Origin of the sequence: Mycobacterium sp. DBP42 (assembly GCF_005924235.1) — a bacterium.
GTDB lineage: Bacteria > Actinomycetota > Actinomycetes > Mycobacteriales > Mycobacteriaceae > Mycobacterium > Mycobacterium syngnathidarum.
Map to the genome: position 1 here is coordinate 25721 of NZ_VCMY01000046.1, position 16824 is coordinate 42544.

Sequence of the window (16824 nt, forward strand, 5' to 3'; positions counted from 1 at the left end):
TTTTGGAGCGCCATTCGTGCGACTCTGTGTCTGCTCGCGGAAGGGATCAGCTCCGCAGGACGTTCTTGAGGGCGTCGAGCACTGCGGGATCCTCGATGGTGGAGGGCACCGGCTCGTCCAAACCGTCGGCGATACCGCGCATGGTCTTGCGCAGGATCTTGCCGGACCGGGTCTTGGGCAATGCCGCGACCACGTCGACCTTCTTGAAAACCGCAACCGCACCGATACTTTCGCGCACCTGGTCCACGAGCTCCTGGGTGATCCCCTCGGTCGAAGCGCCGGTCTTGAGTACGACGAAGCCGCGCGGCACCTGTCCCTTGAGCTCGTCGGCGACACCGATCACCGCGCATTCGGCGACCGCTGGGTGATCGGCCAGCACGGCTTCGATCGACCCGGTCGAGAGCCGGTGTCCGGCAACGTTGATCACGTCGTCGGTGCGGCCCATCACGAACAGATAGCCGTCGGGGTCCACATAGCCGCCGTCGCCGGTGAGGTAGTACCCGTTGAAGGCCGACAGGTACGACGCGACATAGCGGTGGTCATCGCCCCACAGCGTGGGCAGCGTGCCGGGAGGCAGCGGCAGCTTGATGCAGATCGCGCCTTCCTCATCCGCATCGCACGGAGAGCCGTCCGAACGCAGGATCTGCACGTCGTAACCCGGCATCGGGACCGTCGCCGAACCCGGCTTGATCGGCAGCGGCTCGACGCCCATCGGATCGGCGGCGATCGCCCAACCGGTCTCGGTCTGCCACCAGTGATCGACCACGGGGACGCCGAGTTTGTCGGCGGCCCAGTGGTAGGTGTCGGGGTCCAGGCGCTCGCCGGCCTGGAACAGGTACTTCAGGCCGGACAGGTCGTAGTCGGCCAGGCGGGTAGCGTCGGGATCTTCCTTCTTGATCGCTCGGATGGCGGTCGGGGCGGTGAACAACGCCTTGACGCCATACTCGGCCGCCACTCGCCAGAACGCGCCGGCGTCGGGGGTGCCGATCGGTTTGCCTTCGTAGAGAACGGTTGTCGCGCCCAGGAGCAGGGGCGCGTACACGATGTAGGAGTGGCCGACCACCCAGCCGACGTCGGAGGCCGCCCAGAACACATCGCCGGGTGCGATGTCGTAGATGTGACGCATGCTCCACAGCAGGGCGACCGCATGCCCGCCGTTGTCGCGGACGATGCCCTTGGGTTTACCGGTGGTGCCCGACGTGTAGAGCACGTACAGCGGATCGGTGGCGGCCACCGGCACCGGATCGACCGGTGCAGCGTCCACCAGTAGCTGCTTCCAGTCGTGATCGCGTCCGTCGACCAGCTGGCAGGGGCACTGCTCTCGTTGCAGGACGACGCAGGCCCTCGGTTTGTGCTCGGCGATCTCCAGTGCCGCGTCGAGCATGGGCTTGTATTCGACGGTGCGGGTCGGCTCGATGCCGCAGGATGCGCTCACCACGACCACGGGGCGGGCGTCGTCGATCCGGGTGGCCAACTCATGCGCCGCGAACCCACCGAACACCACCGAATGCACGGCGCCGAGCCGCGCGCAGGCAAGCATCGCGATGACGGCCTCGGGGACCATCGGCATGTAGATCACGACGAGATCGCCCTTGTTGACGCCGAGTCCCCGCAGGGCCCCGGCGAACCGGGCTGTGGCGTCGCGCAACTCTCGGTAGGTGTAGCCGGCTTTGGTGCCGGTGACGGGGGAGTCGTAGATCAGCGCGGTTTGATCGCCGCGCTCGTCGACGTGGCGGTCCAGGGCGTTGGCACAGGTGTTGAGCTCGCCGTCGGGGAACCACCGGTAGAACGGCGGGTTGGTGTCGTCGAGTATGCGCTGCGGCTCGGAAGTCCAGGTCACCGCCTCGGCGGCGTCGGCCCAGAACGAGGCCGGGTCGTTGAGGCTGGCGTCGAAAAGAGCGCGGTAAAGGGCACCATCACCTGACATACCGGCACCGTAGCGTGTACGCGACCCCTCCCGCGAGCAGACACAGAGTCGCACCATTCCACGCTGCAAAGTGCGATTCTGTGTCTGCTCGGCGGAAGGAGCTACTCCTGGAAGCGGTAGCCCATACCCGCCTCGGTCAGCAGATGCACCGGGTGGGACGGATCGTCCTCGAGCTTGCGGCGCAGCTGTGCCAGATAGACCCGCAGGTAGTGGGTTTCCTTCGCATAGGCCGGGCCCCACACCTCGCGCAGCAGCTCTTCGCGGCCGACCAGCTTTCCGCGGTTGCGGACGAGCATCTCCAGCATGCCCCACTCGGTGGGGGTCAGATGCACCTCGTGATTGTTCTTGGTCACCTTCTTGGACGCGAGATCGACTGTGAACGAGGAGGTTTCGATGACGGGCTCATCGGTTTCCGACGCCGCCGCCCCGCGGCGTACCGCGGCGCGTAGCCGGGCCAGGAACTCGTCCATACCGAAGGGTTTGGTGACGTAGTCGTCGGCGCCGGCGTCGAGGGCCTCGACTTTGTCGGCCGAGTCGGTACGGGCCGAGAGCACGATCACCGGTGCCGACAGCCAGCCGCGCAGGCCGGCCAGCACCTCGATGCCCGACATGTCGGGCAGCCCGAGGTCGAGGACGATGACGTCGGGCCGATGGTCGGCGGCGGCGCGCAGGCCCTGACCGCCGTCGGTGGCAGTGACGACCTCATAGCCGCGTACCGACAGGTTGATCCGCAGTGCACGCAGGATCTGTGGTTCGTCGTCGATCACCAGGACGCGGGTCTTGGCGGCGCTGGTTGGTGTCATGCCGGTTGGTCCTTTTGCGGTGCAGCAAGGTCGATTTCGACGGTAAGGCCCCCGCCGGGAGTATCGGTCGCGGAGATGATGCCACCCATGGCTTCCACGAAGCCGCGGGCAACGGACAGGCCCAGCCCGACGCCGATGCTGGTGTCGTGATCGCCGAGCCGTTGGAACGGCGCGAACAGTTTTTCCTCGGCCCCGCGCGGCATGCCGGGTCCTTCGTCGATCACCGCGATCAGTATCCGATCGGCCACCTGCCCGGCGCTGACCCGGATGGGACCGTCGGGGGCGTACCGCAGGGCGTTGTCGATCAGATTGGCCAGCACCCGCTCGAGTAACCCGGCGTCGGCCATCGCGACGGCGTCACCGACCTCGACCTTCACCCGGTCCAGGCCCTCGCGGGTGAATCCGGTGGCGCCCCTGCTGATTCCCAGAAGTGCACGCTGCGTCGTCTCCTCGAGATACACCCGGCGCAGCTCGGGGCGGACCACTCCCGCCGACAATCGAGACGAGTCCAGCAGGTTGCCGACGAGCGCGGTGAGCGCGTCGACCGATTCCTCGATGGTGGCGAGCAGCTCAGCGGTGTCCTCGGCGGAGAAGTCGATGTCCTCACTGCGCAGGCTCGACGCCGCCGCCTTGGCTGCGGCCAGCGGGGTACGCAGATCATGGCTCACCGCGGACAGCAGCGAGCGGCGCAGTTCGTCGGCCTGCGCGATCGCCTCGGCCTTGCCGGCCTCCTCGGTGAGTTCGCGCTGCTTGACCAGTCCGGCAGCCTGTTTGGCGACGGCGCTGAGCACACGGCGGTCTCGCGCCGCCAGCTTGCGCCCGGACATCAGCAGCCAGAATTCGTCGTCCCCGACTTCGATCGCGGTGTCGGCGGTGTCGACGTCGGCGCACGGCTTGGTGCCGACGCACGCCACGATGTCCGCGCGTCCACTGCGTTCGCGCAGCAGGCTCACCGCCCGCTGGGAATAGGTCTCGCGCAGCCGTTCCAGCAGGGTGGTCAAATCGGCCCCGCGCAGCACCGACCCGGCGAACAAGGTCAGCAGTTCGGCCTCCTGCGAGGCTTTCCTGGCTTCGCGGGCCAGGCTCGCGGCCCCGTCGACCAGCGCCGCGACCGCCACCGCCACCAACAGGAGCACCACGATGGTGACCGCACTGTCGGGTTCGGCGATCGTGAACGTGTAGCGCGGGTCCACCAGGAAGTAGTTCAACAACAGCCCGGACAGCAGGGCCGACAATCCGGCCGGCGCAACGCCGCCGAGCAGCGCGACGATCAGCACGCCGATGAAGAACAGGGCGCTCTCACCGCTGACCCCGAGATACGGATCGAGCATGGTCGCGATCACCAGGCAGATCACGGAGGGAACCACAAGGGCGGCCAGCCAGGACACGACATGACGCTGCCGAGGGCTGGCCGCCGACCAGCCCAAGCCGCGGCGGGCCTGCTCGTGGGTCACCATGTGCACGTCGATCTTGCCGGACTGCTGTACGACCACGGCGCCGATACCCTCGTCGAGCATCCGGGCCCACCGGGACCGCCTCGACGTGCCGAGCACCAGCTGGGTGGCGTTGCGTTCCCGTGCGAAATCCAATAGCGCAGTGGGTACGTCGTCGCCGACCACGGTGTGCACGGTGGCACCGAGGCTGGCGGCCAGCTCCCGCACCTTGCCCATCTGCGGCGCCGAGACACCCGACAGCCCGTCTCCCCGAACGACGTGCACCACCATCAGCTCGGCACTGGATTTCGAGGCGATCCGTGATGCCCGGCGCACCAACGTTTCCGACTCGGGGCCGCCGGTGACCGCGACCACCACGCGCTCGCGGGCCTCCCAGGTGTCGGTGATCTTGTTGTCGGCACGGTACTTCGCCAGGGCCGCGTCGACCTGGTCGGCCAACCACAGCAGGGCCAATTCGCGCAGCGCGGTGAGGTTTCCGCGCCGGAAGTAATTCGACAGCGCGGCATCGACCCGCTCCGGTGCGTACACATTGCCGTGGGAGAGCCTGCGGCGCAGCGCCTCCGGGGTGATGTCGACCAACTCGATCTGATCGGCCGCGCGGACCACCTCGTCGGGAACCTTCTCCTGCTGTTCGATGCCGGTGATCTGGGTGACCACATCGTTGAGGCTTTCCAGGTGCTGGACATTGACCGTCGAGATCACGGTGATCCCGGCGTCCAGCAGTTCTTCGACATCCTGCCAACGCTTCGGGTTCTTGCTGCCCGGGGTGTTGGTGTGGGCGAGTTCGTCGACCAACACCACCTGCGGGTTGCGGGCCAGTACCGCGGCCACGTCGAGTTCGGGGAAGCGACCACCCCGGTACTCGACGTAGCGCGGCGCAATGACTTCGATGCCGTCGAGCAGGCCCGCGGTCTTCTTCCGTCCGTGCGTTTCCACCACTGCGGCCACCACGTCGGTGCCGCGTTCGAGCCTGCGGTGCGCCTCACCGAGCATCGCGAAGGTCTTACCCACGCCGGGCGCCGCACCCAGATATATGCGCAGCTCACCGCGCTTGGCGGGGCTGACCGGCGGCGGGTTCACAAGTCCATCATCCTCGCGCCTGCAGCGAGTCGAGCGCGATGTTGAGTTGGAGCACGTTGACCCGCGGTTCGCCGAGGAAACCCAGGGTGCGTCCGTCGGTGTGCTCGGCGACCACTGTGCGTACCAGGTCGGGGTTGAGGCCTCGGGCCTTGGCCACCCGGTTGACCTGCAGATCGGCGTAGGCCGGCGAGATGTTCGGATCGAGTCCGCTGCCGCTGGCCGTGACCGCGTCGGCCGGCACCGCGGGATCGGCGGGTGCACTGCCGCGGATCGGCACGATCAGGCCGGCGCTGTAATTCTCGCCCGGCTTCGCGCATTCCACCCGCACGTCCTCATAGGTGTTGAGGAACGGCGTCTTCGTGGTGTCGCACGGTTCGTTGACGCTGACCACCTGTGTCGGGTGCACCACGTTCCCACCTGCGTCGCGCGGCCCGATCACCGACAACACTGCGCCGACCCCACTTCCGGTGCAGAACGGGCGGGCACCGTCGACACCGTCGAGCTTGCCGACGGCGGCGCTGCGCGAGCACACCAGGGTGAGCAAGCTGGGCTTGTCCGGCTGGTCGACAATGCTTTCGGGGCCGAGGTTGCTCGCGCCGGTGGACATCGGGTCGTACCCATCGCCGGCCATCGACGGCCGGCTCTGGAAGTAGCGGGGCAGCGGATTGCCGTCAGCGTCGGTGAAGGACTGACCGATCAGGCTGCTACCCAACGGTTTTTCGTTCACCTGGATCAGTGATCCGTTGGCGTTGTCGCGCAGCCCGGGGATCTCGGCCACCAGCCAGATGAAGACCGGATAGCCGATGCCCAGGATCACGGTGAATACCAGCAGCGCCCGCAGGGCTGCCGCGTGTTGACGAACCAGGTTGGAGAATTTCATGTCACATTCCCTCAGAAGTGTTGGACGACGAGGTCGATCAGTTTGATGCCGATGAAGGGCGCGATGATCCCGCCGAGGCCGTAGACGTACAGGTTGCGGCTCAACAGCTTCGACGCACTGCTCGGGGTGTATCGGACACCCTTGAGCGCCAACGGGATCAGCGCCACGATGACGATCGCGTTGAAGATCACCGCGGACAGGATCGCCGATTGCGGGCTGTGCAGCCGCATGATGTTCAGCAGGTCCAGACCGGGGAACAGGGCCACGAACAACGCCGGGATGATCGCGAAATACTTCGCGATGTCGTTGGCGATCGAGAACGTGGTGAGTGCACCGCGGGTGATCAGCAACTGCTTGCCGATCTCGACGATCTCGATGAGCTTGGTCGGGTCGGAGTCGAGATCGACCATGTTCCCGGCCTCTTTGGCCGCCGAGGTGCCGCTGTTCATCGCGACGCCGACATCGGCCTGGGCCAGGGCGGGCGCGTCGTTGGTGCCGTCGCCGGTCATCGCGACGAGCAAGCCGGCGGCCTGCTCCTTTTTGATCAGCGCCATCTTGTCTTCGGGCGTGGCCTCGGCGAGGAAGTCGTCCACACCGGCCTCGTCGGCGATGGCCTTGGCGGTCAACGGATTGTCCCCGGTGATCATCACGGTGCGGATGCCCATCCGGCGCATCTCGTCGAAGCGCTCCCGCATGCCCTGTTTCACGACGTCCTTGAGGTGGATGGCGCCCAGTACTTCGGCTTCGCCGTCGACCACCTGACCGACCGCCAGAGGAGTGCCACCGGCGGCGGAGATGCCGTCGACGATGTCGCCGAGTTCGGTGGGCACCCGGCCGCCTTCGGAGCGGATCCACTCGGCGACCGCACCACTGGCGCCCTTGCGCAGGCGGTGGTCGCCGGACAGGTCGACGCCCGACATTCGGGTGTTCGCACTGAACTCCACCCAGTGCGCGTGGTCGAGTTCACCGGCTGTGCGACCACGTAATCCATACTCCTGCTTGGCGAACACCACGATGGAGCGGCCCTCTGGGGTCTCATCGGCCAGGCTGGACATTTGCGCGGCGTCGGCGAGCTGCTGCGGCGTCACACCCGTCAACGGCACAAACGCAGCCGCCTGGCGGTTGCCGAGCGTGATGGTTCCGGTCTTGTCGAGCAGCAGGGTGTTGACGTCGCCGGCAGCCTCGACGGCGCGGCCCGACATCGCCAGCACGTTGCGCTGCACCAGCCGGTCCATGCCGGCGATGCCGATCGCGGACAGCAGGGCGCCGATGGTGGTGGGGATCAGGCACACCAGCAGCGACACCATCACAATTCCGGATATCCCGTTTGCGTTGAGCGCCAGGGTGTCTGCGACGCCCGGATTGTTGGCCTTGGAGAAGATGGCCAGCGGCTGCAGGGTGGCGACGGCGAAGACGAAGATGATCGTCAATGAGGCCAGCAGGATGTTGAGCGCGATCTCATTTGGGGTCTTCTGCCGGTTGGCGCCCTCGACGAGATTGATCATCCGGTCGATGAAGCTTTCGCCCGGTTTCTGGGTGATCTTTACGACGATGCGGTCGGACAGCACCGTGGTGCCACCGGTGACGGCGCTGCGGTCGCCGCCGGACTCGCGGATGACGGGTGCCGATTCGCCGGTGATCGCTGATTCATCCACCGAGGCAATGCCTTCCACCACATCGCCGTCGCCGGGGATGACCTGGCCGGCCTCGACCACGACGACGTCGCCCTGCCGCAGCAGTGGAGCGGCCACCTCTTCCTCGGAACCGGTATCGGTCAGCCGCCGGGCCATGGTGGAACTCTTGGTTTTCCGGAGTGACTCGGCTTGAGCCTTGCCGCGGCCCTCGGCGACGGCTTCGGCCAGGTTGGCGAAGATCACCGTCAGCCACAGCCAGATGACGATGAGCCCCGAGAACCAGGACGGCTCTCCGATGGCGCACAGCGTTGCCCACACCGCGCCGATCTCGACGATGAACATCACGGGGTTGCGCCACAGCGTGCGCGGATCGAGCTTGCGCAGTGCGTCGGGCAGCGAGCGCCACAGCATCTTGGGGTCGAGCAGGCCGCCGTTGATCCGCGAGCCTTTTGTCACGCTGGAGTGGCGCCCGGCCTCGGCAGCCACTCTGGAGTGACGCTCGGCGACAGGGGAGGACTGAGCAGTTGGCATTTCAAGCATTTCAGTGAATTCCTTCGGCAAGGGGCCCGAGCGCGAGCATGGGCAAGAAGGTGAGGGCGACCAGGATCAGCGTGACGCCGGCGACCATCCCGACGAACTGGGGCCGATGGGTGGGCAGGGTCCCGACGGAATCGGGTGCTTTGCCTTGGCGGGCCAGCGATCCGGCCAGCGCCAGCACGAAGATGATCGGCAGGAACCGGCCGAACACCATTGCCAGCCCTAGGGCTGTGTCGTACCACGTGGTGTTGACGCTCAAGCCGGCGAACGCCGAGCCGTTGTTGTTGCTGGCCGATGTGAACGCATACAGCACCTCCGAAAGCCCGTGCGGGCCGGTGTTGAGCATTCCGGCGCGTTGACCGGGCATTGCCATTGCCGCCGCGGTGCCGGTCAACACCAGTAGTGGCGTCACCAGGAAGTAGCTTGCAGCCAGCTTGATTTCGCGCGGAGTGATCTTCTTACCCAGGTATTCCGGCGTGCGGCCGACCATCAGCCCGGCGACGAATACCGTGATGATTGCCAGGATCAGGATGCCGTACAAACCCGCGCCGACACCACCCGGTGCCACCTCGCCCAACTGCATGTTCAGCAACAGGACCAGGCCGCCGAGACTGGTGTAGGAATCGTGGAACGAATCCACCGATCCGGTCGAGGTCAGTGTCGTCGACGCCGCGAAAACCGCTGAATTGGCCACGCCGAAGCGTTGTTCCACGCCTTCCATCGCGGCGCCGACCGCGGTGGGCACCGTGCCGTGAGCCTGTAGCTGGAACCACATCGTTGCGCTCCAGCTGATGAGCGCGATGGTTGCCTGCACAGCGACGATCGCGTAACCCTGCTTGGCGCTGCCGACCATGCGGCCGAAGGTGCGAGGAAGGGAGAAGGCGATCACCAGCAGCAGGAAAATCTCGATCCAGTTGGTCCAGGTTGCCGGATTCTCGAACGGGTGCGCGGAGTTGACGTTGTAGAAGCCGCCACCGTTCGTGCCGAGGTCCTTGATCGCCTCTTGGCTGGCAACAGGTCCGCCGGGGATGGTCTGCTTGGCGCCAGCGAGCGTGTCCACCACCTGGTCGTAGTTGTGGAAGTTCTGGACTGCGCCGCCGACGATCAGGGCGATGGCAGCGACGACACACACCGGCAGGAGGATGCGCAGGGAGCCGCGCACCAGGTCGACCCAGAAGTTGCCGAGGTCGCCGGTGTGCCGACGGGCGAACCCGCGCACCAGCGCAATGGCCACGGCCATACCGACCGCAGCGGACACGAAGTTCTGCACGGCGAGGCCGGCCATCTGGACCAGGTGGCTATGGGTGGATTCACCCGAATAGGCCTGCCAGTTGGTGTTGGTGACGAAGCTGACGGCGGTGTTCCAGGCCAGCGCCGGTGTCATCGGGGTGTCTGGATCGTTGAGATGCAGCGGCAACTTGCCCTGCACCAATTGCAGGGTGAACAGGAACAAGATGCTGACCGCGGAGAAGGCCAGCACGCTGCGGGCGTACGTGCCCCAGGTCTGCTCGGCCTTCGGGTCGGCGCCGATCAGGCGGTAGATGGCGCGCTCAACACGCGAGTGCTTCTCGGTTGAGTAGACGCGGTACATGTAGTCGCCGAGCGGCACGTGGACAACCGCCAACGCAATGATGAGGACGGCGAGGAAAACGATCCCCGCGGTTGTAGTAGTCACTAGAACCTTTCAGGAAACAGCAGCGCCGCGAAGAGAAACAGCGCGATGAGAATCGCCAGGCCAAGGCCGACGACGTTTTCGTAGCTCACAGTCGCTCGACCAACTTCTGCACCAGGCCCAGCAGCGCGAAGACCGCCACTGTCAACACGACGTAGACCACTACGGACATGGGTTCTCCCACACGTTTACGGCCGCCGGCTTTCGGCGACTGATCGAGGGTGCGTCCGCGGTTGGGCGGTGGCTGCGGTCTTGACGCCATCTTTACGCCCGGCTGCTGGTCCTTAACGGAATCTTTTCTGGGGGCGGCGTCGTGCACTGGCTGTACAGCGACCCTTCAGCGGACATAAATTGAGCCGTGGGCTCAAAACGGCCCCAGAGCCGGCACCACATTCAACCAGCGCCGCAACGGCCGCTGAGGATCCTCGTTGTCGGCGCCGGGGTCGGTGGCATCTCCATCGCCCGCGGATTGCTGCGGGACGGCCACGAGGTCACTGTGTTCGAGCAGCGCCCCGAGGTGCGGGCCGGCGGTGGCGCCGTCACGATCTGGTCGAACGGCGAAACTGTGCTGCGGCAGCTCGGTGTCGATATGGGCGGCGCCGGTCAGGAATTGTCCACCGTCCGGGTGATGACGTCGACGGGACGTTCGATGACCACGCTCGACGTGACGGCGATAGTGAGCCGGATGGGTGCGCCGGTCCGGATGGTGCCGCGCCGGATCCTGCTCGCACGACTGCTGGAAGGCTTTCCGGTGGAACGGATTCGGTGCCACACGCGGGTGGTCAGCGTGACCGACGGCGTTCGCGGCGTCCGCCTGCATTTCGCCGACGGCGGTTGTGCCGACGGCGATCTGGCGGTCGGAGCGGACGGCTTGCACTCCCGGGTTCGCGAAATCGTCGGCGCACCGCATGCGGAGCCGACGGGCTGGTGCAGCTGGCAAGGACTGGCCACGCTCCCGGACGGGGCCGATCGGCACGTCGCATTCGTCATCGTCGGGGACCACGGCAACCTCGGCCTGTGGCCCGCCGACGAGACCGAGGTGCAGTGGTGGTTCGATCTGCCGTGGTCGCCCGACTTCGTCCGCCCAGCCCATCCGATCGAGGTGATCCGCACCAATTTCACCGGATGGTCCGGGCTGGTCGATGAACTGCTCGCGACGTTGACCGACGCTGACCTGGCCCGGTCGCCCTATCCGCATTTCCGCCATCCCATCCCCGGGCCGGGCCACGGCGCGGTGACGTTGTTGGGCGATGCGGCCCACACCATGCCGCCGACCCTGGCGCAGGGCACCAACCAGGCGCTGCTGGACACCATGGTGCTGTGCAAGGCGATTTCGGGCGCCAACGGCGATCTTTCCGAGGCCCTGCGCTGGTACGAGAAGACCCGTCAGCGGCGGGTCGCTGCGGTCTCGCGGGTGGCCTCGCTGCAGGTGTCGCACGGCGAGGCGGTGCTGCGGCCGGCGGCGCTGGTCCCGGATCGGGTCATGACGTGGATGCTGGCGACTTTCCTGCGGGCGGTGAGTCACCGTCGGCTGGCCGCGGGAATCAGTCGGGACCTCGCCTCCAGGCCTGCGGACAGCGACGAGCATGCCCGCTGATCCAGTCCGGGTGCGGGGCGCGATCGACGTGCCGTCGAACACGTTGTGGCTGGTCAAATGGTGTGTGCTGGCAGTGCCGCACTATCCGATCCTGATCGGGCTGTACCTGGTGTATCCGCTGGTGGTGCTCGCCGCGGGGGCCGCGATCCTGTTCACCGGCCGGTATCCGCGGCCCCTGTTCGATTTCAACGTCGGCGTGCTGCGCTGGTCGTGGCGGGTGATGAATTACCGGTTCCCGATGAACACCACCGACCGGTACCCGCCGTTCAGCCTCAAACCCCGGGCCGACTATCCGGGTGAGCTCGAGGTCGACTACCCCGAACAGCTCTCGAGAGCGGCGGTGCTGGTGAAGTGGCTGTTGGCGCTGCCGCAGATCATCATGTGCTGGGCGATGGAGGCGCCGCTGCAAGTACTTTGCGTCATCTCCGCGGTGCGACTGCTGGTCCGGGGCACGGTCTCGCAGGGCATGTTCGACCTCCTGATGGGAATCGTGCGATGGCGCTACCGCGTCGCCGTGTACGTCTCGCTGATGAGCGACGAATATCCGCCGTTTCGAATGGATCTCGGGCAGCAGCCTTGAAGCGCCGTAACCCGTTGTTCCCGTATGTGTATCGGCTGGGCATGCCGGTGTTCGACCGGTTGTTCTATCGCCGGTACCGCCGCTCGGCGATGAGCCATGCGACAGGCAGGTTGTTGTTGGTCGGGCCCGGCCCGGGCACCGATCTGCTGTTCGTGCCGGCGGCGGTGACGTCCGTCGCTGCAGTGGAACCGGATCCGGTGATGCGTCGGATGGCACGCGCCCTGGGCCGCCGCCACGGCATCACCGTCGACGTCGTCGACGGTGCTGGAGAATCGATTCCTTTCCCGGACAACAGTTTCGATTCGGTCCACGTCGGTCTGGTGTTGTGTTCGGTCGACGATGTGGCGGCCACACTCACTGAGATCCGGCGCGTTCTGACGCCCGGGGGTCGGTTGGTGGTTCTCGAGCACGTGCGCGGTGACGGCTTGATGGGGCGGTATCAGGATCTGATCGCGAGGCCGTGGGCCTGGCTGTCATCGGGCTGTGAGCCGAACCGCCGCACCATCGACGCCATCTCCGCAGCGGGATTCGACACCAGCGGCCTGCGCAGCACCCGGCGGACACTGGTGCCACCGCCGTGTACACCACATCTGCAGGGCGTCGCGACTATTCGACACTGACGGCCTCGATGATGTTGAGCCGGGCGGCGCGTCGCGCAGGCGGCAGCGACCCCAGGAGGCTGATCGCCAGGGCGCCGAGCGTGAACACCAGCGCCATCGGACTCGGCCGGAACGAGACCTCGAAACTCATGACGTCGCCGCTGACGAGGCTGAACAGCCACTGATCGACCAGCCCGATCACCAGGCCCAGGAGACCTCCCACGATGCCGATGGCTGCGGCCTCGGCCAGCACCATGGCCAACGTGTAGCGACGGCTGGAGCCCATCGCCCGCAGCACCCCGATCTCGCGGCGGCGCTCGAGCACCGACAGGGTCAGCGTGTTGAGCAGCGCGACCGCGGCGACGAACACCACGATGATCCACACGGCGTTGGCGATCAGCATGCTTTGGTGCAGCGGCGCTTCGAGGCCGGCCAGCGCCGTGCGGCCGTCGTAGGTGTGGTTCGGTGCGGGCACGACCTGCCGGATATTGGCCAGCAGGCGATCGGGATCTGTTCCCTCGGTGGCGGTGACCTGCAGCGTCGTCGACCCCGGTCGGTCGAACCACGCGCGCAGCTGATCGAGGCCCATACCGACAGTGCCGATCACCGTCGAAAAGTAGGGGACCAGCGCCAGCACCTTCGTCCGCTGGGGACCGTGCGGCGTTTGCAGCTGTAGTTCGTCGCCCGCCCGGACGTTGAGGGTTTTCCCGAGATTCTGGGAGAGCACCACGCCGTGGCCGGCGAGCACGTCGCCACGGGTCCGGTCGTCGAGGGCGCGAAAGAGTGCGTCGTGGCTGCCGGGGGCGAAGCCGTCGAGCATGACGCGGGTACCACCCACGACGGCGAAGCCCAGGGCACCTTCGGTGACGTTCGCGACCCCGGGCACCTCGGTGACGTTGGCGGTAAGGCCTTGGGGCAGAAGGCCGGTGGGATACTGGCCGGGTGAGTTGGCGCTCACCCAGACGTCAACCTCGGCGACCGGGGCGAAGATGTCGCGCGCCGAGCGGATCATGTCGTTGTTCGTGCCGGTGATCACCACGGTGGTGACGACGGCGATCAGGACGGTCATCACGGTGGCCCACACGCGCCGTGGCGCGCGTTCCACGGTCGCGGCTGCCAGCGAACCCGCCGACCCGAACCGGCGGGCCACGGTCGCGGTGACTTTGACGATCGGCCCGGCGAGCGCGAAGCCGAGCGCGATCTGCGCGGTGAACAGGGCCGCGATCGCCACGAAAGCGATTGAGCCGGGCAGGTAGAACACCACCAGGATCGACGCCGCGAGCACTGCCACGGCGGCGATTCCGGTGACGATGCGCAGCCAGCGCGGAACATTGTCGGCCGCCGATACCCCGACGGGGGCCAGCGCCTCGATCGGTGAGACCTTATACACCTGCCGGGCCGCCATCGCCGACGCTGCCACGCTGGTCAGCGCCGTCGCCGCGATGGCCACCGGGATCGCGTAGTCGGGCAGCCAGTACTCGATGCGCGCTTCCAGTCCTTGCGTCATCGTCGGTGGCAGGCGGCCGATTGCCAGGCGGCCCAACACAATTCCGAGCAGTGCGCCGATGGTGCCGCCGATCAGCCCGAGGATCGCGGACTCGGCGAGCATGTCGCGGACGATGGTGGCGCGCCGGCCGCCGATGGCGCGCAGCATCGAGATGACCGGGCGGCGCTGGGCGATCGCCATCGTCATCGTGGTGTAGATGAGGAACGCGCCGACCACCAGGGCGACCGCCGCGCCCATCAGCGCCATGTAGTTCATCAGCTTGACGCCGTCACCGGCGCGGGCCGCCCGCGAACTCGGGGTGGCGACCAGGGCCCGGCCGTCCACGGCGGCGGTGACCTGTTCTCTCACCGTGGCGAGGTCGGCACCGGGTGTGGTGGTGATCAGGATCGAGTCGAGTTGCCCTGGTCTTCCGGTGACGTTCTGTGCCAACGGAAGTGGAGCCAGCACATAGTGGCCGCCGTTGAGGTCGGCGAGTTGCTTGCCGTCGAGGACTTCGGCGACGGTGACCGAGCCCGAGCCGAGCCGGAACGTCTCGCCCTTGTTGTGACCGACGGCGGGGCCGACGCGGACCCCCTCGGCCGCGGTGGGGGCCTGGACCTGCACCCCGACCGCATCCTTCAGCGCGCCCTCCAAGGCGCGGCTGCGGTCATCGGCACCGAACAACAGCACCGGCTCGGTGGCGGTGGGCGCGGACATCCGGATCATCGGTGCCGCCGTCGCGACGCCGGGAACCTTGGCGACGTCGGCCAGGACGGACTCCGGAAAGCCTGCGTCGGTGACCCCCGATACTTCGAGGGCCGCGACGCCGGCGACGCCGTCCGCGAGCCGGTTCACCGAACCGGTGATCGACCCGAAGATGCCGAGGATCGCGACGAGATACATTGCCGACACTGCCATTACGGCGATCGAGGCGAGGGTGCGCCGCCGGTGCACGGTGAGCTCGCGCAGGCTGAACACTCGGAGCCGACTTGCCGCGGCCGCGAGTCTCACCCCGGCACCACCGACATCTCGTCGGAACCGAGCCGGCCATCCTGCAGCGTGATCACCCGGTCGGTGGCCGCCGCGGCCTCGGCATTGTGGGTGACCATCACCACCAGCCGGCCGAGGCCCTCCTCGTGGGCGACGTCGCCCAGCAGGGTCAAGATCGCCGCACCCGTCGTCGAGTCGAGGTTGCCGGTCGGTTCGTCGGCGAGGATCAGTGGCGGGTCCATCATCATGGCCCGGGCCACCGCGACGCGTTGCATCTGCCCGCCGGACAGTTCGGACGGGCGGTGCTCGGTCCGGTTGCCCAGCCCGACGCGGTCCAGCAGCTCCACCGCCTGCGGTTTGACCTTGCCGAGCCGGACCCCGTCGAGCAGTTTCGGGACGGCCACGTTCTCCCAGGCCGACAGGGTCGGCAGCAGGTTGAAGAACTGGAAGACGAAGCCCACCCGGTGGTGGCGGAACGCCGACTGCTGCTCATCACCCAGGCGGCCGATCTCCTCGCCGTCGAAGGTGATCGAGCCGGAATCGGGGGAGTCCAGCGCGCCCAGCAGATGCAGCAGGGTGCTCTTACCCGCGCCGGAGGGGCCGATGATCGAGACGAACTGCCCGCCGTTGAGCTGGAGGCTGATCTCATCGAGGGCGCGCACCGTCTGGCCGCCGACCTTGTACTCGCGCACCACATCGCGCAGTTCGATGGCCAGTTCGGGCATCGCAGCCTCCCGGGAGTCGGGATATCCGCAGCCTACGCCGGGTGGAGGGATCGTCGAACCTGAACTTATGTGCGAGATCTTTGCCGAAACTCGCACACAACTTCAGACTCGCGGCGCCAGTGAGGCGACGAACCGGGCCTTCTGATCGGTGGCCGGGATGATGCGAGGATCGGTCAGCTGGTACCGCTTGCCCCGGTGGAGCACGTCGGCGCGGCCGGCGGCCCGGATGTTGCGCACCCAATCCGATTGCTCGCCGTAGTTCAGTACGACCCGGAGCGACTTGCTGTCGACGAACGCCATGACCGGGGTGCGGTACGGCTTGCCCGACTTGCGGCCGGTGTGCTCGATGACGGCCATGTACGGCAGCCACGGCGCCCAGAGCCGCTGCAATGGGTTGGTCACGTACTTGTTGAACTGGGCGATCACCCGCATCACCGGTAGTCCCAGTGTTGCCGCGATCCGTTCGGCAACTACGGCAATCGAATTCGCGATACTGCTCGGCATATGCGGCCCCCGTCGCTGTCCAGCCCTGGCGCTCATTCAACCAAGCGCCGCTAGCCGGTGACATCCCCCATTCGGGCGAGCGTGGGCTGGCAACATCCGGTGATCGGGCCGCCAGGTACCGTGCTACCGATCGCCCCCATAGCCCAATTGGCAGAGGCAGCGGACTTAAAATCCGCACAGTGTCGGTTCGAGTCCGACTGGGGGCACAAAAACACGTCCGGTGACTACCTGAATCGCCCTGGTTTTGCCGGAGGCTCGGGCTATTGGATTGCGACCAGTGGTTGGTCGGTCCGTTGTGCATCGTAGAACGTGGCTTCGTACTCGGCGGGTGGGACGTCGTTGAGGTAGCCGTGTAA

The 16824-nt window shown here is 66.8% G+C and carries 14 protein-coding genes and 1 tRNA gene; 4 read left to right on the plus strand and 11 right to left on the minus strand.

Annotated features, from left to right (window positions below; genetic code table 11):
• Window positions 1–46: 46 nt before the first annotated feature.
• The 8 genes from E0T84_RS27095 to E0T84_RS32475 form a co-directional block, all read right to left on the minus strand.
• Entirely contained in the window at window positions 47–1927 is a 1881-nt protein-coding gene (locus tag E0T84_RS27095; RefSeq protein WP_138746046.1) for a propionyl-CoA synthetase, read from the minus strand.
• Between the two features lie 101 nt (window positions 1928–2028).
• Window positions 2029–2730, minus strand: coding sequence for a response regulator (locus E0T84_RS27100; RefSeq protein WP_070187656.1), 702 nt, complete (start codon window positions 2728–2730; stop codon window positions 2029–2031).
• On the minus strand, window positions 2727–5264 hold the full coding sequence (locus E0T84_RS27105) for a sensor histidine kinase KdpD (RefSeq protein WP_070944591.1): 2538 nt from the start codon (window positions 5262–5264) through the stop codon (window positions 2727–2729). Before E0T84_RS27105 ends, E0T84_RS27100 begins: the two co-directional genes overlap by 4 nt.
• A 7-nt stretch (window positions 5265–5271) precedes the next feature.
• Window positions 5272–6144, minus strand: coding sequence for a potassium-transporting ATPase subunit C (locus E0T84_RS27110; protein ID WP_138746047.1), 873 nt, complete (start codon window positions 6142–6144; stop codon window positions 5272–5274).
• Window positions 6145–6155: 11 nt separating this feature from the next.
• On the minus strand, window positions 6156–8309 hold the full coding sequence (gene kdpB, locus E0T84_RS27115; protein WP_256366562.1) for a potassium-transporting ATPase subunit KdpB: 2154 nt from the start codon (window positions 8307–8309) through the stop codon (window positions 6156–6158).
• Window positions 8310–8319: 10 nt separating this feature from the next.
• The gene (gene kdpA / locus E0T84_RS27120; RefSeq protein ID WP_070187660.1) at window positions 8320–9990 is read right to left on the minus strand and encodes a potassium-transporting ATPase subunit KdpA; all 1671 of its coding nucleotides are present in this window, start codon (window positions 9988–9990) and stop codon (window positions 8320–8322) included.
• Complete coding sequence (locus E0T84_RS27125) at window positions 9990–10079, minus strand: potassium-transporting ATPase subunit F (RefSeq protein ID WP_019347277.1); 90 nt, start codon at window positions 10077–10079, stop codon at window positions 9990–9992. The genes kdpA and E0T84_RS27125 overlap by 1 nt, the downstream gene beginning before the upstream one ends.
• Window positions 10076–10249 (minus strand): hypothetical protein, encoded by a 174-nt coding sequence (locus E0T84_RS32475; RefSeq protein WP_234998410.1) that lies wholly within the window; start codon window positions 10247–10249, stop codon window positions 10076–10078. Before E0T84_RS32475 ends, E0T84_RS27125 begins: the two co-directional genes overlap by 4 nt.
• Before the next feature lie 159 nt (window positions 10250–10408).
• Between E0T84_RS32475 and E0T84_RS27135 the strand changes: the two genes are divergently transcribed.
• Genes E0T84_RS27135 through E0T84_RS27145 form a run of 3 tightly spaced genes read left to right on the plus strand, consistent with a single transcriptional unit; the run spans window position 10409 to window position 12784 of the window.
• A complete protein-coding gene (locus E0T84_RS27135) occupies window positions 10409–11584 on the plus strand; it encodes an NAD(P)/FAD-dependent oxidoreductase (RefSeq protein WP_070187666.1) in 1176 nt (391 codons plus the stop codon).
• A 10-nt stretch (window positions 11585–11594) separates the two neighbouring features.
• The gene (locus tag E0T84_RS27140; protein WP_070944707.1) at window positions 11595–12164 is read left to right on the plus strand and encodes a DUF4389 domain-containing protein; all 570 of its coding nucleotides are present in this window, start codon (window positions 11595–11597) and stop codon (window positions 12162–12164) included.
• Window positions 12161–12784, plus strand: a complete 624-nt coding sequence (locus E0T84_RS27145) for a class I SAM-dependent methyltransferase (protein ID WP_070187662.1) — start codon at window positions 12161–12163, stop codon at window positions 12782–12784. The genes E0T84_RS27140 and E0T84_RS27145 overlap by 4 nt, the downstream gene beginning before the upstream one ends.
• Here E0T84_RS27145 and E0T84_RS27150 read toward each other — a convergent pair.
• The 3 genes from E0T84_RS27150 to E0T84_RS27160 all read right to left on the minus strand — a co-directional run bounded on the left by E0T84_RS27150 (window position 12771) and on the right by E0T84_RS27160 (window position 16468).
• Window positions 12771–15167: an ABC transporter permease gene (locus E0T84_RS27150; RefSeq protein WP_234998414.1), complete on the minus strand. Its 2397-nt coding sequence runs from the start codon at window positions 15165–15167 to the stop codon at window positions 12771–12773. The genes E0T84_RS27145 and E0T84_RS27150 overlap by 14 nt on opposite strands.
• Window positions 15168–15256: 89 nt before the next feature.
• Window positions 15257–15964, minus strand: a complete 708-nt coding sequence (locus tag E0T84_RS27155) for an ABC transporter ATP-binding protein (RefSeq protein ID WP_371726380.1) — start codon at window positions 15962–15964, stop codon at window positions 15257–15259.
• A gap of 102 nt (window positions 15965–16066) precedes the next feature.
• Window positions 16067–16468 carry a nitroreductase family deazaflavin-dependent oxidoreductase gene (locus tag E0T84_RS27160; RefSeq protein ID WP_083284340.1) on the minus strand — a complete coding sequence of 134 codons (402 nt, stop codon included), beginning with the start codon at window positions 16466–16468 and terminating at the stop codon, window positions 16067–16069.
• 132 nt (window positions 16469–16600) lie between these two features.
• Between E0T84_RS27160 and E0T84_RS27165 the strand changes: the two genes are divergently transcribed.
• Window positions 16601–16674, plus strand: a tRNA-Leu gene (locus E0T84_RS27165).
• Window positions 16675–16824: the final 150 nt, after the last annotated feature.

Bases quoted from the DNA above. Each gene is read 5' to 3' on its own strand.
- E0T84_RS27095 (WP_138746046.1), bottom strand. From the start codon at position 1,927: ATGTCAGGTGATGGTGCCCTTTACCGCGCTCTTTTCGACGCCAGCCTC.
- E0T84_RS27100 (WP_070187656.1), bottom strand. From the start codon at position 2,730: ATGACACCAACCAGCGCCGCCAAGACCCGCGTCCTGGTGATCGACGAC.
- E0T84_RS27110 (WP_138746047.1), bottom strand. From the start codon at position 6,144: ATGAAATTCTCCAACCTGGTTCGTCAACACGCGGCAGCCCTGCGGGCG.
- kdpB (WP_256366562.1), bottom strand. From the start codon at position 8,309: ATGCCAACTGCTCAGTCCTCCCCTGTCGCCGAGCGTCACTCCAGAGTG.
- E0T84_RS32475 (WP_234998410.1), bottom strand. From the start codon at position 10,249: ATGGCGTCAAGACCGCAGCCACCGCCCAACCGCGGACGCACCCTCGAT.
- E0T84_RS27150 (WP_234998414.1), bottom strand. From the start codon at position 15,167: ATGGCAGTGTCGGCAATGTATCTCGTCGCGATCCTCGGCATCTTCGGG.
- E0T84_RS27155 (WP_371726380.1), bottom strand. From the start codon at position 15,964: ATGCCCGAACTGGCCATCGAACTGCGCGATGTGGTGCGCGAGTACAAG.
- E0T84_RS27160 (WP_083284340.1), bottom strand. From the start codon at position 16,468: ATGCCGAGCAGTATCGCGAATTCGATTGCCGTAGTTGCCGAACGGATC.